Annotated in this window: 17 protein-coding genes; 7 read left to right on the top strand and 10 right to left on the bottom strand. The window is 69.7% G+C overall.

What is annotated here, in order from left to right:
• Positions 1–35: 35 nt before the first annotated feature.
• The gene (locus K4B79_RS33295) at positions 36–995 is read right to left on the bottom strand and encodes an alpha/beta hydrolase (protein WP_232031042.1); all 960 of its coding nucleotides are present in this window, start codon (positions 993–995) and stop codon (positions 36–38) included.
• Between the two features lie 128 nt (positions 996–1123).
• Here K4B79_RS33295 and K4B79_RS33300 point away from each other — a divergent pair, with 128 nt between their 5' ends.
• The gene (locus K4B79_RS33300; protein WP_232031043.1) at positions 1124–1516 is read left to right on the top strand and encodes an ArsR/SmtB family transcription factor; all 393 of its coding nucleotides are present in this window, start codon (positions 1124–1126) and stop codon (positions 1514–1516) included.
• Positions 1513–2004, top strand: a complete 492-nt coding sequence (locus tag K4B79_RS33305; protein ID WP_232031044.1) for an SRPBCC family protein — start codon at positions 1513–1515, stop codon at positions 2002–2004. Before K4B79_RS33300 ends, K4B79_RS33305 begins: the two co-directional genes overlap by 4 nt.
• A gap of 26 nt (positions 2005–2030) precedes the next feature.
• Here the strand turns inward: K4B79_RS33305 and K4B79_RS33310 are convergent, their stop codons facing one another.
• The 7 genes from K4B79_RS33310 to K4B79_RS48375 form a co-directional block, all read right to left on the bottom strand.
• Positions 2031–2729, bottom strand: a complete 699-nt coding sequence (locus K4B79_RS33310; protein WP_232031045.1) for a nitroreductase — start codon at positions 2727–2729, stop codon at positions 2031–2033.
• An 84-nt stretch (positions 2730–2813) separates the two neighbouring features.
• A complete protein-coding gene (locus tag K4B79_RS33315) occupies positions 2814–3551 on the bottom strand; it encodes an NADPH-dependent F420 reductase (RefSeq protein WP_232031046.1) in 738 nt (245 codons plus the stop codon).
• 109 nt (positions 3552–3660) lie between these two features.
• On the bottom strand, positions 3661–4254 hold the full coding sequence (locus K4B79_RS33320) for a TetR/AcrR family transcriptional regulator (RefSeq protein WP_232031047.1): 594 nt from the start codon (positions 4252–4254) through the stop codon (positions 3661–3663).
• A gap of 169 nt (positions 4255–4423) precedes the next feature.
• A complete protein-coding gene (locus K4B79_RS33325) occupies positions 4424–5263 on the bottom strand; it encodes a helix-turn-helix transcriptional regulator (RefSeq protein WP_232031048.1) in 840 nt (279 codons plus the stop codon).
• Between the two features lie 91 nt (positions 5264–5354).
• The gene (locus K4B79_RS33330) at positions 5355–6104 is read right to left on the bottom strand and encodes an SDR family oxidoreductase (protein ID WP_232031049.1); all 750 of its coding nucleotides are present in this window, start codon (positions 6102–6104) and stop codon (positions 5355–5357) included.
• 157 nt (positions 6105–6261) lie between these two features.
• Positions 6262–7317, bottom strand: a complete 1056-nt coding sequence (locus K4B79_RS33335) for a cation:dicarboxylate symporter family transporter (protein WP_232031050.1) — start codon at positions 7315–7317, stop codon at positions 6262–6264.
• A gap of 369 nt (positions 7318–7686) precedes the next feature.
• The gene (locus tag K4B79_RS48375; RefSeq protein WP_308280560.1) at positions 7687–8853 is read right to left on the bottom strand and encodes a mandelate racemase/muconate lactonizing enzyme family protein; all 1167 of its coding nucleotides are present in this window, start codon (positions 8851–8853) and stop codon (positions 7687–7689) included.
• Between the two features lie 109 nt (positions 8854–8962).
• Between K4B79_RS48375 and K4B79_RS33345 the strand changes: the two genes are divergently transcribed.
• The 5 genes from K4B79_RS33345 to K4B79_RS33365 all read left to right on the top strand — a co-directional run bounded on the left by K4B79_RS33345 (position 8963) and on the right by K4B79_RS33365 (position 15735).
• Positions 8963–9646 carry a GntR family transcriptional regulator gene (locus K4B79_RS33345; protein ID WP_232031051.1) on the top strand — a complete coding sequence of 228 codons (684 nt, stop codon included), beginning with the start codon at positions 8963–8965 and terminating at the stop codon, positions 9644–9646.
• 1047 nt (positions 9647–10693) lie between these two features.
• Positions 10694–11881, top strand: a complete 1188-nt coding sequence (locus K4B79_RS48380) for a GMC oxidoreductase (RefSeq protein ID WP_232031052.1) — start codon at positions 10694–10696, stop codon at positions 11879–11881.
• Positions 11874–12599 carry a hypothetical protein gene (locus K4B79_RS33355; protein WP_232031053.1) on the top strand — a complete coding sequence of 242 codons (726 nt, stop codon included), beginning with the start codon at positions 11874–11876 and terminating at the stop codon, positions 12597–12599. The genes K4B79_RS48380 and K4B79_RS33355 overlap by 8 nt, the downstream gene beginning before the upstream one ends.
• Positions 12596–14557 (top strand): GMC oxidoreductase, encoded by a 1962-nt coding sequence (locus tag K4B79_RS33360; protein WP_232031054.1) that lies wholly within the window; start codon positions 12596–12598, stop codon positions 14555–14557. The genes K4B79_RS33355 and K4B79_RS33360 overlap by 4 nt, the downstream gene beginning before the upstream one ends.
• On the top strand, positions 14554–15735 hold the full coding sequence (locus tag K4B79_RS33365; protein WP_232031055.1) for a ferritin-like domain-containing protein: 1182 nt from the start codon (positions 14554–14556) through the stop codon (positions 15733–15735). The genes K4B79_RS33360 and K4B79_RS33365 overlap by 4 nt, the downstream gene beginning before the upstream one ends.
• Here K4B79_RS33365 and K4B79_RS33370 read toward each other — a convergent pair.
• Together K4B79_RS33370 and K4B79_RS33375 are read right to left on the bottom strand one after the other, a co-directional pair.
• Complete coding sequence (locus K4B79_RS33370) at positions 15687–16379, bottom strand: response regulator (protein ID WP_306498679.1); 693 nt, start codon at positions 16377–16379, stop codon at positions 15687–15689. The genes K4B79_RS33365 and K4B79_RS33370 overlap by 49 nt on opposite strands.
• Positions 16376–17566, bottom strand: a complete 1191-nt coding sequence (locus K4B79_RS33375; RefSeq protein ID WP_232031056.1) for a sensor histidine kinase — start codon at positions 17564–17566, stop codon at positions 16376–16378. Before K4B79_RS33375 ends, K4B79_RS33370 begins: the two co-directional genes overlap by 4 nt.
• Between the last annotated feature and the right edge of the window lie 20 nt (positions 17567–17586).

The following is a 17586-nucleotide window of genomic DNA, read 5'->3' on the forward strand; positions in this document are numbered from 1 at the left end:
GGCGCCCGTCCCCAGCCCGAATCACCCTCGGCACCTCACCGCCCGCTCCCGGTACGCAGTCCGCGTCGCATCGCACCGATCGCCTCAGTGGTCATGCGTCGGCTGATCTCCGCGTCCTGGACGAGCGTGGAGGCGTGGAACGTGCCGGGAAACAGGTGGAGTTCGGTCGGTACGCCGGCCCGGACGAGGCGGTGGGCGTAGTCCAGCCCCTCGTCGCGCAGCGGGTCGAACTCGCAGACGGCCACGTAGGCGGGCGGCAGCCCGGCGAGATCCTCGGCCCGCGCGGGCGCGGCATAGCGGGAGACGTCCTCACCGCCCCGCACCCCGGGCCCGCCGAGGTAGTGGTCCCAGATAACCTCGACATCGCCCCGCCGCAGCCCCGGCGTATCGGTGAACGCACGCATCGACGGCGTCCCGAGCCGGTCGTCCAGTGCCGGAATCCCCAGGTACTGGAAACAGGGCGCCGGACCACCCCGGTCGCGCGCCACCAGCGACAACGCCGCCGCGAGCCCACCCCCGGCACTGTCCCCGCCCACCCCGACCCGCGCCGCGTCGACCCCCAGCTCGGCGGCGTGTTCCACGGTCCACACGAAGGCGGCGTGGCCGTCCTCCAGCCCGGCCGGAAACGGATGCTCGGGCGCCAGCCGGTACTCCACGGACACGACGACGGCCCCCGTCTCCGCGGCGAACACGGCACACCCACCGTGGGACAGCTCCACACCGCCCAGACAGAACCCGCCTCCGTGCAGATACACCAACGCCGCCCGGGGCCCGTCGCCGCCCCGCGGGGTGTAGATCCACACCGGCACCCGACCCGCTCCCTCCGGACCGGCCACCGTCGACCGCCTCACCTCCACGGGCACCGGCGTCTCCCGCTCGGGCATCGCGTCGAGAATCCGTGACTCCAGCGCCCGGGCCTCGGCCACGTCATGAAAGGGCATCGCGGGAAGCAGCTCGGCCCAGGGGGCCAGTTCGGGATCCAGGGCATAGGCCATGCGCTCTCCGCTCCTCCTCGCGCTTCCCCACCGGCTGTGCGGATACGGATGCCCCGACTCGCATCGCTCACGCGGGCGCTTCCCCTGAAGCCCGGGTCAACGCGTAACCGATGGGTTACGCTTCTGGCGTGGACGAGCTCAGCGAGGTGGCCGAGGCGATCGCCGATCCGGTGCGCCGGGAGATCCTGCTCATGCTGCGCCACGCCCCGCTGACCGCGGGGGAGATCGCGGCCCGGTTCCCCATCAGCCGGCCCGCGGTGAGCCGCCATCTGCGGGTGCTGCGCGAAGCCGGTCTGGCCCGGGACGAGCAGATCGGACGCCACCGCCGGTACTCGCTCACGCAGGACCGGCTGGGCCGGCTCACCGCGTGGCTCGCCCTGTTCGACACCCGGCAGCCCGGTTGGACGCAGCGTCTCGCGGCGCTGGAGACCGAGGTCCACCGCACCCGCAGGGACCGCGAACGGGCCGCGCCCGACAGCACGTCGCACACCGCGCCCCACCCCAGGGAGGACACGGCATGACCCTTGAACCGACCGGGCGACTCGTCACCACGCCGTCCGGATACGACCTCATCCTCACCCGTACCTACCGCGCCTCCGCCGACGACGTCTGGGCGAGCGTCACCGAACCCGAACGCACCGCCCGCTGGTTCGGCGCCTGGCGCGGCGAGGCGGGACCGGACCGCACCATCGAGGTGCAGATGGCGTTCGAGGAGTCGGCGCCCTGGTGCCCGATGCGGATCGAAGCCTGTGAGCCGCCGCGCCGTCTCGCCGTCTCGATGGAGGACGAAGCCGGCTCCTGGTCACTGGAGCTGCTGCTGGCCGAGACAGCGGGCACCACCGAGCTCCGGCTGATCCACCACCTCACCTCCACGGACCCCCTCGGCGCGACCGGCCCCGGCTGGGAGTACTACCTGGACATGCTCACCGCCGCCCGCACGGGAACGCCCCGACCCGACTTCGACGACTACTACCCGGCGCAGAAGGCGTACTACGAGTCCCTGGCCTGAGCCGGACCTCTCGAGTGGTGGTCATGTCACGGTTGCTTCAGGACTCCCGGGGTGTCGTGCAGGACCACGCTCCGCTGCAGCGGAACCCGCTCCGTGCGGAGCGAGTTCACCGGTGCCGCCGGGTCGGCCATGCCGAAGGAGATGCCGAACAGCAGCTTGAGCTCCGCGGGGACGTCCAGGAACTCGCGGACGGTGTCGGCGTAGACGCCGAGGATGGTCTGCGGGATGCCGGCCAGCCCCCGGGCCGCCAGCGAGAGCAGGAAGTTCTGCGCGTACATGCCGATGTCGCCGGCCGTCCGCACCCCGTCGCCGAGCGCCGGCATGAACAGGAAGGCGGCGTGGGGAGCGCCGTAGAACTCCAGGTTCTCGCGGACCGCCGCCCTCCTGCCGTCCCGGTCCGAGCGCTCGACGCCCAGGGACCGGTAGACACGCGCGCCCAGGGCCCGCGACCGCTCCAGGTAGATGCCGTCGCCGTAGCCATCGGTGAAGTCCGGGGAGGTCCGTCCCTCCTCCTCGGCCCGGAGCAGCTCCTTGCCCAGGGCGTCCCGCGCCGCACCCGAGACGACGTGCACCGTCCACGGCTGGGTGTTGCTGTTCGAGGGGGCGGTCTGGGCGTCTTCCAGCACGCCGCGGATGTCCGAGGGGGACAGGGCGGCGGGCAGGAACCGACGGGGAGAGCGCCGGGAGCGGGCGATGTCGGTGAAGGGTGATGCGGTGCCGGGCAAGGCTGTTCCTCTCCATGGTGTGTTCGTGGCGGGCCGGCGCTGCCTCCCTCGTGCCGTCGCGTGAACGAGGGGCGCGTCGGGGGCTCAGCGGTGGGCGGCGCGGTTCATCTCCACGACGTCCGCCAGGGTGGCGTCGGCCGGGAGGGTGGCGAAGCGGTCCGGCACGCTGTCGCGGATGCGGGCGTCCTTGGCGCGGTCGGCCGCGGCCAGGGCCGCCGGCAGCTCGTCGAGGGTCAGCTCGGTGCAGTAGGCGGGGCTGTTCGGCTGCTGGCGCCAGGAGTCGGCCAGGGGGCCGGCGTCGTAGGCGTCGAAGCCGGTGTCGTCCACGAGCCGCATGGCCACCCGCCGCGCCTCCTCGAAGTCGCCGGCGACCGGGATGGCGATACGGCCCGGGGTCCCGGCCGGCAGGCCCCGGGTCCGCTGGGTTTCGGCCAGGGCGGCGTTCCACGCCTTGACCACGGGGCGCCCCAGCTGCTCGGCGTTCCACACGCTCTCGACCTGGCCGTTGTCCACCGCCTCGATCGGCTCGCTGAGCATGCCGGGGTAGTAGTTCGAGGTGTCGATGACCACCGTCTCGGCGGGGACCGACGCGAACAGGTCCGCCAGCTTCCCCACCACCCCGAAGGGGATGGCCAGGACGATGACGTCCCGGTCCTGGACGGCGTCGGCGAGCTCCGCCGCGCGGGCCCCGGACTCCAGCACCTCCGCCCGGACGGCCTCGGGGCCGCGGGCGTCGGCCACCTGGACGTCGTGACCGGCCGCGCTGAGCTTGACGGCGAGGTTCCCGCCGATGGCACCGGCGCCTATGACAGTAATTTTCATGAATTGTCCTTCGGACGGTCGCACTGCCCCTGAGGGCAGCGCGAGGTGACGGCCGGGCGGGGGTGGGTGCCACCCGGTGGTGTGGGGATCGGGCCTGGGCGCCTGGCGTCTACGCCTGGGTGTCCGGCTCGCGGTAGCCGCTCGCGATGAGCGTGCGGAGCCGGTCGAGCGGCTCCTCCTCGGTGCCGGTGCCCTTGATCCAGGCGACGGAACAGGCCGCGAGGAACAGGTCCTGCCCGCGCACCGACGCGCGCACGCGCCCCGCGAGCTGCGCGGCCCGCACGTACTGATCGGTGGCGGCGATGAGGATGTCGCAGGGAATCGTGAGCGGGTTGTCCGGCTCCTGCGCCCGGGCCGCGGCCATGAGCGGGTCCGGCAGCCCGCTGAAGGCGCTGAAGTACTCCTCCATCGCCCGTAGCCACTGCTCCAGCGCCTCGGCGGGGTCGTCGAGCCGCTCGATGTCCGTCTGCCGGGCCACCAGCTCCTCGGAGCGCGTCTGCAGCACGGCCGCCAGCAGCGCCTCCCGGGTCGGGAAGTGCCGGTACAGGGTGCCCGGCCCGACGCCCGCCTCCTTGGCCACCGCCTCCAGGGAGGTGCCGACCCCGTGCTGCAGGAAGTGACGCTGCGCGGTCTCCAGGAGGGCGGCGCGATTGCGCTGGACGTCCGCGCGGGGCTTGCGTCCCCGCAGTTCACCGGCGCTCATGCGCCCTCCTGCCCGCCTGATCCTGCGGCCGCATCAAAACGGATGCTGCCTCCGTATGCATTCGAGAGTAAAACGGAGGCTGCGTCCGGTCAAATCGAAGGCCGGGCCACGGGATGGATCGCCTGGGCCGGAGCGGCGCCGAACTCCCGGCCGTCCCCGGCCCGGGACGTCAGGGGGTGAGCTGCTGGTGGCCGATGACGGAGAGCAGTTCGAGTTTGCTGTGGCTCTCCGTGCCGGGGCGCGTGGTCAGCACGACCAGGGTCTGGGCGCGGTTCTCGGTGTAAAGGATCTGGGCGTCGACCTCGATGTGGCCGAGTTCGGGATGGAGGATGATCTTGCAGTCCTCGTAGCTCTGAGCGACCTCCTGGAGTTCCCACATGCGGACGAACTCGGGGCTGTGCTCCTGGAGTTCGGCGAGGATCCGGGCGGCCCGGGGCATGTCGCTGCCGGCTGTCAGCGCGGCCCGCAGGCGCGCCGCCTGGGCACGGCCGTGGCGTTCGCGGGCCTCCTCGGGAACCATCAGACGCTCGGCCGGGTCCATGAACCAGCGGTAGTAGCCGCTGCGCGCCAGACCGGTGTGGCGGGTCTGGTCGCCGAGCAGCGCGACGGCCACGGGGTTCATCGCGAGGGTGTCGAGCAGGTCGGTCTGCACCATGGCCGGGGTGTCGTCGAGACGGTCCAGGACCCGCATCAGCGGCGGGCTGACATGTTCGGAGCGGTGGAAGCGGGCCGGGGCGTTGTGGCCGATGAGCACGAAGAGATGGTCGCGCTCGTCCAGGGACAGCCGCAGCACCCGGGCGAGAGCCGCGGTGATCTGGACGGAGGGCTGCGGAGCACGCTGCTGCTCCAGCCGGGCGTAGTAGTCGGTGGACATGCCGGCGAGCTGCGCGACCTCCTCGCGACGCAACCCCTGGGTACGCCTGCGCGAGCCCTCGGCCAGCCCGACGTCGCGAGGGCGCAGCGTCTCACGCCGGTGGCGCAGGAATGCCGCCAGTTCCTTCTTGTCCATGCCCTCATCCTCGCCGCATCGCGCGCGGCTATCCAGAGACCGCCGATCCATGGATGAGCGGTCTCCTTCCGCATCGGGCATGACAGGTCGGTCAGCCGCCGCTCATCATGACGAGGACGTCGTCGTAGGAGCCGTCTGCCACCGCGTCGCGGATGAACCTCGCGCGCTCGACGACAATCTCCTTCGCTTCGGGCTTCTCCCGCAGCAGGTCGAGGGTCTCGGTGAGGAAGTCGTCCAACGGCATGGCGCGGTCGTCGTCCAGCTGGTCCAACAGGGTCGTGCGCACGCCCGGCGGGACCACCTCGATCACCTGGACACCGGCGTCAGCGCCGGTGAGCTGGATGCGCAGGCTCTCGGAGAAGGAGTGCAGCGCGGCCTTGGTCGCAGCGTAGGTCGGGGTGCTCGGGAACGGTACGAACGCCAGCGACGAGGTGACGTTCATGACGACCGCGTCGTCCTTGCCCATCAGCAGCGGCAGGAAGGCGTACGTCATCCGGATCGTGCCGAGCAGGTTGACCGTGACGTGATCCTCGGCGACCGTGAGCCCGGCCGGGTCGAGGAGGTTCTCCCGCAGCATGATGCCGGCGTTGTTGACCAGGACGTTCAGCCCCGGGTGGCTCACCGCCACGGTCTCACGGGCCCGGGCGATCGAGTCGGGGTCCGCGACGTCGAGGACGAGCGCGTCGATGCCCGGGTGCTCGGCCGTGATCTCGTCGAGGAGTTCCTTGCGCCGGCCGGCGACGATCACCTTGTTGCCGGCCTCGTGCAGGCGCAGGGCCAGGCCGAGGCCGATGCCCGAGGTTCCGCCGGTGATCAGGATCGTGTTACCGGTCATCTTCATGGGGGTCTCGCTCCTTCGTTACGGCGGGCCGTTGAGCACCCGCGCCCTCGACCGTAGGAGCGCCCGCGCCGGGGCGGGAGAGGAAGGTTTGTCCATGGATCGGCGGTCCCTGCCTGGTGGAGAGCATCGCTGGGGTGACCGCACTCGACGGGTACCGCTACTTACCCGCGCCGACCTCGGCGGTCTCCACCTCGCCCCGCGGCGGCGTGGCGGTGCGGGAGTGCAGGACCTTGCGGGCCTGTTCGGTGTCGAGGTCCTTCTCCCACTCGCCGATCACGATGGTGGCGACGGCGTTGCCGAGGACGTTGATGAAGACGCGGCCCTCGTTGGGGATGCGGTCGATGCCGACGATCAGCGAGAGGGCGGCGAGCGGGATGTGGCCGACCGCGGTGACGGTGCTGGCGAGGACGATGAACGCGCCGCCCGCGATCCCGGCGGTGCCCTTGCTGGTGAGCATCATGACGCCGACCATGATCAGCTGCTGCTGCCAGGACAGGTCGATGCCCATGGCCTGGGCCAGGAAGAGGGAGGCCATCGTGAGGTAGACCGCGGAGCCGTCCAGGTTGAAGGAGAACCCGGAGGGGATGACGATGCCGACCACGGGCCGGCCGATGCCGAGGATCTCCAGTTTGCGTACCAGCTGGGGCAGGACGGCCTCGCTGGAACAGGTGCTGAGGGCGACGAGCAGTTCGGCCTTGAGGAAGCGCATGAGGCCGAACAGGCTCAGGCGGCAGGCCCGCATGATGGCGCCGAGGACGACCAGGACGTAGACGACGCAGGTCGCGGTGAACAGGACGATGAGGTAGCCGAGTTGCTTGAGGCTCTCGGCGCCGTAGGTGGCGACCACGGTGGCCAGGGCGCCGAAGGTGCCCAGGGGCGCGGGCCGCATCACCCAGCCCACGATGCGGAACACGACGTCCGACAGCGCCTTGATGCCGCGGGTCAGCGGTGCCCCTTCCTCGCCGGCCATGTTCAGGGCCACCCCGAAGACGATCGAGACCATCAGCGCGGACAGGATCGCGTCCCCGGTGATCGCGCCCAGCAGGGAGGCGGAGATGAGGGAGGAGACGAAGCCGGTGAAGGTGGCGTGCTCGGTGGCAGTCCTGGGCACCTCGTCGGCGTTCAGTGACGAGGGGTCGACGTGCAGCCCGGAGCCGGGCTGGAAGATGTTGGCGACGACCAGCCCGGTCAGCATGGATGCCAGGGACAGCACCAGGAATTGACGTCCTCCCCTGCCCGAGGGCAGGAGATTCCGGTCCGTACCGCTACGCGGTACCACCTCGGGTTCCTGTTTCACAGGCCACTGCCGACCGGTGAGGGTCGGTCTTACACGGCCTCCACAGGCCTGACTTCCCGCCCGTCCGGCGGTAGGTCCGACAACTACGTTGTCGGACAAGGTGATCCTGCCATGAATCTGCGGCCCTCCGGACCGCCAGCGACAGAATGCCCAACACCTCCACCCCGAAGGGTGGAGCACTGGGCAAGAGTTCGGTAGCCGATCGCCTTCACACCGATCCGGCCCGCCTTGCGCAGGTTGCGCCCGCCCTGGTGGCGGGCACGTCCGCAGTGGGCGGGGTGGCGGTCAGCTGTGCAGGGCGCGCAGCACCTCGTAGAAGGCGGCCTTGCTCTCGAAGCCGATGCCGGGGGTGTCGGTCAGGCCGACGCGGCTCTTCTCCACGACGGCGTCGTCGGCGAAGCCGCCGGTGGGCTGGAACTCGCCCGGGTAGGACTCGTTGCCGCCGAGCTTGAGGGCGGCGGCGATGTGCAGGGAGAACTGGTGCCCGCCGTGCGGGATGCAGCGCCGGGACGACCAGCCGTGCTGCCGGAGCATGTCCTGGATGCGCAGGTACTCCACCAGGCCGTAGGAGAGCGCGGGGTCGACCTGGATGGTGTCGCGGTCGGGGCGCAGGCCGCCGTAGCGGATCAGGTTGCGGGCGTCCTGGAGGGAGAAGAGGTTCTCGCCCGTGGCGATGGGGCCGGCGTAGTGCTCGGCGACGGTGGCGTTGAGGTGGTAGTCGAGCGGGTCGCCGATCTCCTCGTACCAGAACAGCCCGTAGGGCTCGATGGCCCGCCCGTACTCCAGGGCCGTGGGGAGGTCGAAGCGGCCGTTGACGTCGACGGCCAGCCGGGAGCCGTCGCCGTCCAGGACGTCGACGACGGCCTCGATACGGCGCAGGTCCTCCGCCAGGTCGGCGCCGCCGATCTTCATCTTGACGACGTCGTAGCCCAGGTCGAGGAAGCCGCGCATCTCGTCCTGCAGGTCGGTGAGGGTCTTGCCGGGGGCGTAGTAGCCGCCGGCGGCGTAGACGAAGACGGAGTCGTCGGGCTGCCCGTCGCCGTAGCGCTCGGACAGATAGCGGTACAGCGGCTTGCCCTCGATCTTGGAGGCCAGGTCGAACAGGGCCATGTCCACCACACCGACCGCGACCGAGCGCTCGCCGTGCCCGCCGGGCTTCTCGTTGCGCATCATCACGTCCCACGCCTTGGCGTGGTCCAGGCCGCCCCGCTCGTCGAGCAGGCTGCCGGGCTCGGCGTCGAGGAGGCGGGGCAGGATCCGGCGGCGCAGGATCTCGCCGGCGCTGTAGCGGCCGTTGGAGTTGAAGCCGTAGCCCACCACGGGCCTGCCGTCCCGGATGACGTCGCTCTCGATCGCCACGATCGAGCAGTCCATGGAGCTGAAGTCGATCCAGGCGTTGCGGATCGAGGAGCTGATCGGAACGACGCCCTCGTGGACGTGGGTGATCTTCACTGCGGAGCCTTTCTCATATCTTATAAGATGCGACGGCTGTTAGACTGGGCTGGCCCGACGCGGGATGTCAAGGGGTGGGGAATCCCCGGAAGGGAACGGTCAGGGGGCCATGGCAGGACAGAACCTGTTCTTCAGCAAGAGCGATCTCGCCTACGCGGAGCTCCGCGACCGGATCCTCTTCGGCACCCTCCCCGCCGGGTCACGGCTGGCCCAGTACGACCTCGCCGAGTCCCTCAACATGAGCATCACGCCCCTGCGCGAGGCCATCCGCCGCCTCAGCAGCGAGGGACTCGTCACCGTCGACACCCACCGCGACGTCCGGGTCTCCGCCATGAACTCGGTCGAGGCCCGCCAGCTCTTCGAGGTCCGCCTGTCCCTGGACCCGACCGCCGCCGAACTCGCCGCCCGGCGACGGACCGACGACGACATCGCCACGATGCGGGCCGCCGTCGACCAACTCCTCCCCGTCACCCGCCAATGGGGGGAAGAGGCCCTCACGGCCCACCGCGCCTTCCACCAGGCGGTGTACCGGGCCTCCCACAACGACGTCCTCATCCGCCTGCTGGACGACCTCTGGGACAAGTCCGACCGCTACCGGCGCCTCGGCCTCGAACTCCCGCCCGGCGACGAACCCCGCACCCGGGACCTACAGGAACACCACCAGCTCGTCACCCTCATCGTGGACGGCCGCGCCACCGAAGCCGCCCAACTGATGCGAGGCCACATCACCCACAGCCTCACCGCCACCGCCATCAGCGCCCTCGAAGACCGCGAGGGCCTCCCGGCGACGTGACACGCGGCGGCCGGCGCCGTCGCGGGAGGACCGATCGACGGCGTCGGGGTATGCGCACACACGAAATTCGGAGGTCAGGAGCCCTTCGCGGCCGGTTCAAGGATGGCAACGCACTCCACATGATGAGTCATCGGAAAGATGTGCAGTCTGGCCCACTCCAGAGAACGTGCAGGCCAGATGCGTTCTTGAGTTCCAGCCAGGCCCCAGGGAAAGCTCCGTGCGTCATACGTGCGTCACAGCCGTAAACCTGCGTCGCGGACGCCGATACCACGGCCATGGCTGTGGCCACGGCGTACCTGGCGGCAACCCAAACCGCCCTGGCCAGGGGCCAGATCAGGGGGCAGATGGAAGGGGCTGTGGCACAGACACAGAGCGATGCAAGCAGACGACCCACCCCTCGAAGGGGAGATGCCGAGAGGCCACTCCGCCTCGCCCGAGCGCGCGTCGCCCACCTATGTCCGAGTACGCCTCGGCCTCTCCGACGGTGCCTGCCCGATGGTCATTTCGCTATCGCAACAGCTGACGCCTTCCCTCCGCCTCAGCTCGCCTCTCACACCCGGGCAGCCGCGTGACGGAGATGCCGGAGCCGCACTCCGCCTGCCCGGTGAAATCGAGGCGGACGGGTGCGCGGAGCGCGCGATACACCACCAGGCAGACAACTTCACGGTGAGGAATGGCTGCCGTCGCAGGCGGGCTGACCCGAGCACGCCCAACCCTTTCCCCTCACACGCAATCAGAATAACTGAGTAATCAACTCGAAAATTGATGCACGTCAACTCCGAACGAGCTTTTTAAATTAACCTCAAAGGAATCACAACAAGACGAACAAACATCCGATTCGCTACCCTTGGGAGTGGAACTCCGGACCATCTGGCTAACGCCCGGACCGGCTGGAGAATCGTTGCATCCGCCGGTTTACCGGACTCCCGCACGGAATCAGCACCCGATTCCCCTGCCGAGATTTGCGATCGACGTCTTTACGACCCATCGCGTGTATGGCAGAAAGTTCCCGTTGGCGAATCATCGCCGGCCACGAGGAGGCGCCACGTGCCCGAACCGAACCCCCCACACGGCTCCGATGCCGTCGTCGCTGACGGGACGACTCTGCTCGATGTCGCCTACCAGGACCCGGGGGCGACGTCCTGCTGCAAGACCCTCAAGAACATCGCCGCCAAGAAGTACGGCATGGTGCTCGTGGGCGGTGGCGCAGTCGGCGCGGCCGTTCTCGGCCGGCCGCTCCAAGGCATGGGGCCGAACAAGAAGGTCAAGTGCCTGGTGCTGGAGAGGGGGCGGTCCTTCGACCTTGTCCCGCAGATCCTCTGTCCCGGCGGCCGGGCACAGTTCTGGAGCACCAGCCATGGTGTCCCCCGGCTCGGTCCGCGCGCCAAGGTCGTCCTCGCCAACGGCATCGTGAAGCCCGCGGGTCCACTGCAGCGCCCTTTCACCGACGTGCTCCCCGACTTCACCGGCACCAACCTCGGCGGGCACGTCACCTCCTGGTTCTCGGCCTGGGTACCACGCGCGGCCTGGCCCAAGCCGACGAATCCCGACAGGCTCCAGACCGGCTACCCCTGCCTGCGGGGCCACGTGGCCATGAAGATCGGAAAGCAGAATTCCCACATCCATCTGACGGTCGTGTCCACCCCCCGGCCCGGCCCGTCCGAGGCGGATCGGCACCGGCTGATCCCGGACTCATTCGACCAGGAGCACCTGAACCAACTCGCGAGCAAGCAGCACATCGGATTCACGGTGCACGCCCTCGGCGAGTGGCGCAGCAGTCCCGAGGACCTGAACGGCAGCCGCGTCCACGTCGACCACGAGACCACCGTGCTCCGCTTCGCGCCCTCGACGAAGGACCTGAGCGTGCGCGCCAAGATGGACGAGGCGACGCAAAAGCTGGTCACTGACGGACTCGCCAAGGACCGCTCGACCGCGATCGATCAGTGGCGTCCCTCGACCGACGGGCGGCCCGGCGGCTGGCAGCCCGGCATCACGGACACCCGGCTCAAGGACGCGCTTGTGCACAATTCCGGAACACTGTGTCTGGGCTCCAACCCCGCGGAGTGCATGACAAACCTGCACGGCCAACTCCACACGGTGAGCAAGGTGTATGTCGGAGGAGCCGGCACCTTCCCCACGTCCACGTCCTGGAAGCCGACGCCGACCGCTGTTGCCCCGGTCCAGCGCCTGGCGGACCACCTGCTGGCCGCGGTCGCGGGAGCAGTCCATGACTGACGGAACGAACGCTGGAGCGGCTGCCCCGAACGCTGACACGCACCTTGAAGCGCCATCGGCCCCGCTGGAGCGATTCGTCCGGCTGTGCGTGCCGCTCACCGGGTTCAGCGCCTTCGATCTGCACGGCACCGGCATGGCGCCGCTCTACCTCGACACAACCCGGCGCGAACTAGGCGAGGGCCACCTCGAAAACTTCCTCTCCCGCTGGGAGCAGGCCCAGGCCGAGGGCAAGGGACCCGCCGAACTCCCCCCGACGGAACGGGAGATCGCCCGCGCACTCGTCTACCTCTGGTACACGGGCGCCTGGCCCCGCATCGCACCCGCCGTCCATGCGGAGCTGCGCCGCGACCGTCCCAATGGGGAGTCCATGGCCTCGGCCACCAGCTATCCGGAGGGGCTGGTCTGGCGAGCCTTCGGCGGTCACCCAGGCGGGGCGAAACCCCCTGGCTTCGGTACCTGGTCGTATCCCCCGCCCACACTGCCGACGGAGGCGGAGATCGCCGAGTCGATCACGCAGTCGGCAGCGACCGCGACCCGCCCGTACGACCCGACTGCCTACGGGGCCCTCGCGAACTTGCTGGACGAGGAGTCGGTGCCCCCTCACCTGCTGCCCGGCGCGTGCGTCACCCGCTCGGTGCCGCCATCCGCCGTACCGTGCGCGGCGCCGCCCCCGGAAACCGGCAGCGGATCCCCCGCGAAGGACGTGAGTGAACGATGACCGTCAACACCACCGGATCCGCTGTCGACGGACGCCACTTCGACGTCATCATCGTCGGCAGCGGCTGGGCCGGAAGTCTCCTCGCCCGGCACCTGGGCCGGCAGAACTGGCGCGTGCTGGTTCTCGAAGCCGGCAACGGCGGCACCGACACGTGGGAAGGGTTCCAGGACACCGTCCGTACGTTCTCGGCCGCGGTCGTCAAGGCATCGAACGCGGCCTACCGCACCAGCGCCGCCGCCCCGTTCCCCGACGTCCTCGACCTGCGCTCGACGGGCCCTTCCAGCTATACGACTTCGGGCCACTTCGAACAAACCGGGCCCTTCCCGTACGCCGGGGACTACCTCCGGGCCCTGGGCGGCACCGGGATGCACTGGTTTGGCGCCGTGCCCCGGATGTTCCCCGAGGACTTCGCGACCAGGACCAACTTCGGCTACGGCGCCGACTGGCCGGTCACGGCCATGGACCTGGAGCGGCACGTGCGCGAGGCGGAGCTGCTGATCGGCACGGCCGGCGACGGCGCCGAGCAGCACCGGCTCGGCGTCGTCGCGGACCCCGAATACCAGTACCCGATGGAGGAAATCCCGCCGAGCTACCTGGACGCCCGCTTCCACCGACTGCTCGACGGCAGGTCCGTCACGGACAAGATCGCCGAGAGCGCGTACACACTCCAGGTCTACGGGCTTCCGCAGGCCCGGAACAGCACGCCGAACCCGGCCTGGGACGACGGCAGCGGCAACCCGTACCGACCGCGCGGCGCCGTCGGCATGCCCAACTTCGGTGAGCGCTGCGTCGGCAACGCCAGTTGTACGCCGATCTGCCCGGTCCAGGCCAAGTCCCATCCCCTGCGCCTCCAGCAGGACTTCACCGACTCGGTGCGCCTGGCGACGCGCTGCGTCGTCAGCAGGGTGCTGCCCGGACGGGGCGGCACCGTCCGTGGTGTGGAGTTCCGCGAGTACGGGGACCCGGCCACCCCCAGCAGCCGGCCATACACCGTGGAGGCCGACATCGTCGTCCTGGCCGCCCACTCCATCGAGAACGCGGTGCTGCTGCTCGCCTCCGGGATGGCGAACAGCAGCGGGAACGTCGGCCGGCACCTTATGGACCACCCCACTCTGCTGGCCTGGGCGGAGATGCCGGCCAACGATCCGGTCGGGGCGTTCCGCGGCCCGGGCCACACCTCGGGCCTGGAGTGCTTCAGAACGGGTCAGGGGCGGCGAAAGCGCGCCCCGTTCCGCATCGAGATCAGCAACTGGGGCTGGGGCTGGTCCACCGGCGCCCCGCTCAGCAGCGTCGCCCGGATGCTGGGTCTCGGCGGTGACGCCAACGGCGAGGTCCGGCACGGCGGCTACTTCGGCCCGAAGCTGCGCCGCGACCTCGGGCAGCAGGTCAACCGCCAGATCCAGCTGCAGATCGCGATGGAGCAGCACGCCGAGCGGAACAACCGGGTGACCATCGACCCGGCCCGGTACCGCGACGGCATGGGCAACCCGCGGCCGATCATCCACTATGACCTCGACCACCGGGTCAAGGACGGTCTGTACGCGGCGCGCGAAGTGTCCAAGGCGATCTTCAAGCTGCTGAACGCCACCGACCACACGAACCTGGGTGTTCAGGACGACGGCAGCCATCCGCTCGGATACTTCACTCACACTCCGGGCGGTGACCTGCCCCCGCAGGACCTCGGCTATCGCGGTCCGGGGCACGCCGCCGGCACGCACATCATGGGCACCCGGAAGTCCACGTCCGTGGTCGACGCCGACCAGCGCACCCACGACCATCCGAACCTCTACGCGGTGGGCTGCGGCAGCATGCCCTCGATCGGCACCAGCAACCCGACGCTCACCATGGCGGCACTCGCGCTGCGCAGCGCCGAGCGCATCCACCGCGACCTCGCGGAACTGCACCAACCGGTGACGGTGGCCACCTCCCACCTGGCCGGAAAGAGGGCAGCCGAATGACAACGATGTACGAGCTGGCGCAGCAGGACTATCGGCAGCCGAAGGACGTTCCGGAGCTGCGCAGGTACCTCCAGGCGGCCCTGGAGGTCGAGCACCTGACCATTCCCGTCTATTTGACGGGCATGTACTCCATCAAGCCCGGGACCAACGCGTACGCGTACGGCGTCATCCGCAGCGTGCTGCTGGAGGAGATGCTCCACATGACGCTGGCCGCGAACCTGCTCACCGCGGTGGGTGGGAAGGCGGACGTGTCGAAGTTCGTCAGGAAGTACCCGGCGAGGCTCCCGTTCGCCGACAAGCGTGTGCCCGAGGTCCGGCTGCGGCACTACTCACCCGAGGCACTAGTGACCTTCCTGGACATCGAACGGCCGCAGTCGTTCGTACCGCCGAACGGACAGAAGCCAACCGGCTGGACGTCCATCGGTCAGTTCTACGACGCCATCCGGCGCGGTGTGACCGATCTGGAGCAGGCCGCACGCGAGCAGGAGCCGCCGTCGACCATCTTCACGGGCGTGGCGGGAGACCAGATCGGCCCCCGTGACTTCTACAACTCGGGCGGCGAGGTGTTCGCCGTCACCGGCCTCAAGACCGCGCTGCTGGCCATCGAGGTGATCAGCGACCAGGGCGAGGGCGCCCACGACACCATCTGGGACAGCGACGACAAGATCTTCGGTGAGGAGCGGCAGGTCGCCCACTACTTCCGCTTCAACGAGATCCACAAGGGCCGCAGATACGGCAGGCACGATCTGCCCCGGACCTCGCCGAGTGGCCCACTCCTGGACATCACCTGGGCGGATGCCTATCCGATCGACCCGATGGCAAAGATCGAGGACTACCGCGACAGTCCCGAACTCAAGACGCAGGCGGTCCTGTTCAACAAGACGTACGCCAAGCTCATCGCCGTACTGGAGAAGACCTTCCACGGCCGGAGCGACCTGATGCACCACGTGGTCCCGCTGATGGTGGAACTGCGCGACGCCTCGCAACGCCTGTACCGCAACCCTCACCCGAACGCGGCAAAGGCGGCCCTGGGTCTGCATGCCTCCCCGACCTTCGAGCTGACCGACCTGTTCCTCGCCGAGGGCCGGACGTACGCGGACGAGCTGGTGGCGAGGACCGAGGAGCCGTCTCAGCTTCGTGGGGGAGGTGTGCTGCCCAGTTGGACGAGGCCGCATTGATAGGCCGCCGCGACCGCCTGGGCACGGTCCCGCACCCCCAGTTTCATCACGATCCTGCTGTAGTGCGTCTTCACGGTCGTCTGGCTGATCACCAGGTGCTGGGCGACCTCGGCGTTCGACATCCCGTGGGCGATCAGCACCAGCACCTCGCGCTCGCGTGCCGTGAGGTTCTCCATCTCGGCCGGCGTCGGCAGTAGCCGGTCGGGACGTGCGGCGAACTCGCGCAGCAGTTCCGGGGTGACCGACGGGTCCAGCCACGCGTCGCCGTCGGCGACCGCCCGCACGGCGCGGACCAGCTCTTCCGGTGCGGCGTCCTTCAGCAGAAACCCGGAGGCTCCGGCGCGCAGTGCCTGGATCACCGACTCGTGCACGTTGTACGTCGTCAGCACGAGCACGCGTACCGGTGCGCCCCGCTCACTCAGGAACCGATCCGCAGTGATACGGCGTGTGGCCTCCACGCCGTCTATGCCGGGCATCCTGACATCCATCAGGACGACGGTGGGCTGCAGTTGCTCGGCGAGGTCGATCGCCATGGCCCCGTCGTGAGCCTCACCGACGACCTCGATGTCAGGTTCCGCCGAGAGCAGCATGCCGATGCCGGAGCGTACGAGGGGCTGGTCGTCGGCCAGGATCACGCGGATCACGGATCAGTTCCTTCCAGAGTCGGGCTGTACGGTGCCGTTCCGGGGATCGGCAGCGTCACCGAGAGCCGGTGGCCACCGCCGCTCGGGGCCGTCGACAGACTGCCGCCGAACACCTCGACGCGCTCCCGCAGACCGGCGATGCCATGCCCCGTGGACAGTTCACCCGGCTGGGTGGAGGGTGTTCCTGCCCCGTCGTCGTCGATCTCGACGCGGAGCAGGGAGCAGTCCCAGATCAACCGCACGACGGCATGGGTGCCCGGCCCGGCGTGCTTGGTGACATTGGTCAGCCCCTCCTGGGCCACTCGGTAGACGGTGAGGTCCAGGCTCTCCGGCAGCCAGGGGCGGTTCCCGCGCTCTTCGGACGTGACGGAGACACCGGTGCGCCGCACGCCCTCGAAGAGACGGTCCAGTCCGGCGAGTCCGCAGTCGGCGGAGGAGGCAGCGGGGTGCTCCGCCGTGCGCAGCAGCGTCAACATGCGGCGTAGTTCGCCCATCGCGTTCCTGCCCTGGTTCTCGATGTCGCCGAGAGCCAGGGCAGCCCGATCGGGGTCGGTGTGCAGCACGCGCCGCGCACCGGCCGCCTGAAGGACCATCACCGTCACCGAGTGGGCCACGATGTCGTGCAGTTCACGGGCGACGCGGACACGCTCGTCGGTGATGGCCCGCTGGGCCTCGGCGAGCCGGTTCCGGGTGCGCTCCGCCTCGGTCTCGCTCGCCCGGATCCAGCGGCCGAGCAAGAACACTTCGAGGTACAGGGACAGAAAGAACGTCACCAGCCCGACCAGAGCGGACAGCCGCCGTTCGGTGGCCACATGTACGAGGTCGCCCCAGATCGTCAGCCCCATCGGGACGGCCGACACGGCCAGTGCCGCCAGTGCGGTCCTCAGGGGATGGGCGACCACCACGCTGAAGAGCCCTGCCAGCACGGTGAAGACGGGCATGTAGTCGAGCATTGTGACCAGGCTGATCAGGCCGCAGGCCACGGCGTGGAGCCACAACGCGCAGAACCCGGCTACGGGCTCGGTCCGGAGCAGGCGCAGGGCCGCGCAGGCCGGGACGGCCGCGAGCACCGTGATCAGGGCCTGCTGGCCGGTGGTGTCCGGCGCCGCCAGGCGACCGAACGCCAGCATGTCCGGCACGACCACGGCCAGTGCCCGCCAGGAGTCCTGGGCCGGTATACGTCCCACGCGAGTCGCGCGCGTCATGG

The organism is Streptomyces lincolnensis (assembly GCF_021173675.1).
Taxonomy (GTDB): Bacteria; Actinomycetota; Actinomycetes; order Streptomycetales; family Streptomycetaceae; genus Streptomyces; species Streptomyces lincolnensis_B.

Coding starts and splice junctions, on each gene's coding strand:
- K4B79_RS33305 (WP_232031044.1), top strand. CDS start 1,513: ATGACCCTTGAACCGACCGGGCGACTCGTCACCACGCCGTCCGGATAC.
- K4B79_RS33315 (WP_232031046.1), bottom strand. CDS start 3,551: ATGAAAATTACTGTCATAGGCGCCGGTGCCATCGGCGGGAACCTCGCC.
- K4B79_RS33360 (WP_232031054.1), top strand. CDS start 12,596: ATGACCGTCAACACCACCGGATCCGCTGTCGACGGACGCCACTTCGAC.
- K4B79_RS33325 (WP_232031048.1), bottom strand. CDS start 5,263: ATGGACAAGAAGGAACTGGCGGCATTCCTGCGCCACCGGCGTGAGACG.
- K4B79_RS33295 (WP_232031042.1), bottom strand. CDS start 995: ATGGCCTATGCCCTGGATCCCGAACTGGCCCCCTGGGCCGAGCTGCTT.
- K4B79_RS33345 (WP_232031051.1), top strand. CDS start 8,963: ATGGCAGGACAGAACCTGTTCTTCAGCAAGAGCGATCTCGCCTACGCG.
- K4B79_RS33320 (WP_232031047.1), bottom strand. CDS start 4,254: ATGAGCGCCGGTGAACTGCGGGGACGCAAGCCCCGCGCGGACGTCCAG.
- K4B79_RS33365 (WP_232031055.1), top strand. CDS start 14,554: ATGACAACGATGTACGAGCTGGCGCAGCAGGACTATCGGCAGCCGAAG.
- K4B79_RS33330 (WP_232031049.1), bottom strand. CDS start 6,104: ATGAAGATGACCGGTAACACGATCCTGATCACCGGCGGAACCTCGGGC.
- K4B79_RS33355 (WP_232031053.1), top strand. CDS start 11,874: ATGACTGACGGAACGAACGCTGGAGCGGCTGCCCCGAACGCTGACACG.